The 2365-nt window shown below is 68.2% G+C and carries 3 protein-coding genes; 2 read left to right on the forward strand and 1 reads right to left on the reverse strand.

The window, feature by feature from the left end:
- Both V7Z54_RS09810 and V7Z54_RS09815 read left to right on the forward strand, forming a co-directional pair.
- Nucleotides 1-923 (forward strand): acetyl-CoA C-acyltransferase (locus tag V7Z54_RS09810; RefSeq protein ID WP_334136223.1); only part of this gene is annotated, 923 nt, incomplete at its 5' end.
- A 98-nt stretch (nucleotides 924-1021) separates the two neighbouring features.
- A complete protein-coding gene (locus V7Z54_RS09815; RefSeq protein ID WP_334136225.1) occupies nucleotides 1022-2149 on the forward strand; it encodes an acyl-CoA dehydrogenase family protein in 1128 nt (375 codons plus the stop codon).
- On the opposite strand, the gene V7Z54_RS09820 is transcribed toward V7Z54_RS09815, so the two are convergent.
- Nucleotides 2134-2365 (reverse strand): sensor histidine kinase (locus tag V7Z54_RS09820; RefSeq protein WP_334136226.1); only part of this gene is annotated, 232 nt, incomplete at its 5' end. The two genes, V7Z54_RS09815 and V7Z54_RS09820, sit on opposite strands and share 16 nt — an antisense overlap.

The raw sequence follows: 2365 nt of genomic DNA on the forward strand, positions 1-2365 counted from the left end.
AGATGTGCGGCTCGGGCATGCGCGCCGCCATGTTTGCGCACGACATGCTGGTGGCAGGCAGCGCCGAGGTGATGGTGGCTGGCGGCATGGAGAGCATGACCAACGCGCCGTATCTGCTGCTCAAGGGGCGCGGCGGCTACCGCATGGGCCACGACCGCGTCTACGACCACATGATGCTCGACGGCTTGGAGGACGCGTATGAGCCGGGCCGCTCGATGGGCACGTTTGGCGAGGACTGCGCTGCCAAGTACCAGTTCACGCGCCAGCAGCAAGACGCCTTTGCCACCGCCTCGGTGACGCGCGCGCAGCAGGCCACCGTCAGTGGGGCGTTTGCCGCCGAGATCACGCCGGTCACGGTCAAGGACCGCGCCGGCGAGCGCGTCGTCAGCCAGGACGAGGGGCCGGGCAAAATCAAGCTCGACAAAATCCCGCAGCTCAAGCCTGCCTTCAAGAAGGACGGCACCATCACGGCGGCATCGAGCTCCTCGATCAACGACGGTGCCGCCGCGCTGGTGCTGATGCGTGCTTCCACCGCCGAGCGGCTGGGCTGCCAGCCGCTGGCGCGCATCGTCGGGCACGCCATCCACGCCCAGGAGCCGAACTGGTTCACCACCGCCCCGGTGGGGGCGACCCGCAAGCTGCTGGCCAAGGTCGGCTGGCAGGTGGCGGATGTGCAGCTGTGGGAGATCAACGAGGCGTTTGCGGTGGTGCCGATGGCCTTGATGACCGAGCTGGGCGTGTCGCACGACATCGTCAACGTCAACGGTGGCGCGTGCGCGCTGGGTCACCCGATCGGGGCCAGCGGCGCGCGCATCATGGTGACCTTGCTGTATGCCATGCGGGCGCGTGGCCTGCGGCGTGGCGTGGCCACACTGTGTATCGGCGGCGGTGAGGCCACTGCCGTCGCCATCGAAATGCTGTAAGCCCCAGCGGGCCGTCCGCATCGCCCGCGCTGGCGCGGGGCGGACGGCTTGCGTGTCGTCATCCCCCTCGACGCCCACTGCTGACGCCGACGCTTGCCATGCTGCTGACGCCCGACCAGGAAATGATCCGCGACGCGGTGCGCACCTTCGCCCGCGAGCAGCTGTGGCCCCACGCCGCACGCTGGGACCGCGAGCACACCTTTCCGCACGAGGCGCACCGCGGCCTGGCGGCGCTGGGCTGCTACGGTGTGTGCGTGCCCGAGACGTACGGTGGCGCGGGGCTGGACTACCTGAGCCTGGCGGTGGTGCTGGAAGAGATTGCTGCGGGCGACGGCGGCACCAGCACCGCCATCAGCGTCAACAACTGCCCGGTGTGCGCCATATTGCTGCGTTACGGCAGCGAGGCGCAAAAACAACGCTGGCTGGTGCCGCTGGCACGCGGCCAAATGCTGGGCGCGTTTTGCCTGACCGAGCCGCACGTGGGGTCGGACGCCGCCGCGCTGCGCACCACCGCGCGGCGTGAGGGCGACAGCTACGTCATCGACGGGGTCAAGCAGTTCATCACCAGCGGCCAAAATGGCCAGGTGGCCATCGTCATCGCCGTCACCGACAAAGCGGCCGGCAAGCGCGGCATGAGCGCCTTCATCGTGCCCACCGACACACCGGGCTACGTGGTGGCCCGGCTGGAGGACAAGGTGGGCCAGCACTCCAGCGACACGGCGCAGATTCGCTTCGAGGGCTGCCGTATCCCGGTCGAAAACCGCGTCGGCGAGGAGGGCGAAGGCTACAAGATTGCCCTGTCGGCCCTGGAGGGCGGGCGCATCGGCATTGCGGCGCAAAGCATCGGCATGGCGCGCAGCGCGCTGGAGGTGGCCATCGACTACGCCAAGCAGCGCGAGAGCTTTGGCCGACCCATCATCGAGCACCAGGCGGTGGGCTTTCGGCTGGCCGAGGCCGCCGCGCGGCTGGAGGCGGCGCGCCAGCTGACCTGGCACGCGGCAGCGCTGCGCGACGCCGGCCAGCCGTGCCTGAAGGAAGCGGCCATGGCCAAGCTGGTGGCCAGTGAGACGGCGGAGTGGGTGTGCTCGGCCGCCATCCAGACGCTGGGCGGCTACGGCTACGTCAGCGACTTTCCCGTCGAGCGCATCTGGCGTGACGTGCGCGTGTGCCAGATTTACGAAGGCACCAGCGACGTGCAGAAAATCCTGATTCAGCGCGCGCTGTGAGCGTTGCGCTGCTGCGGCGATCGATGTTCGGCGTAGTCGCTCAACAAGGGTAGTTCGATGGTGAACTTAGCGCCGCCCCCCTCGACGTTGCTTGCGCTCAGGCGACCTCCGTGCTGCTCGACGATGGCGTAGCTGATCGATAGTCCCAAGCCCGTGCCTTTGCCCACTGGCTTGGTCGTAAAGAAGGGGTCGAAAATACGCAGCAGATGCTCCCTA

It is taken from the genome of Tepidimonas sp. (assembly GCF_036824975.1).
In the GTDB taxonomy this organism is placed as follows: Bacteria; Pseudomonadota; Gammaproteobacteria; order Burkholderiales; family Burkholderiaceae_C; genus Tepidimonas.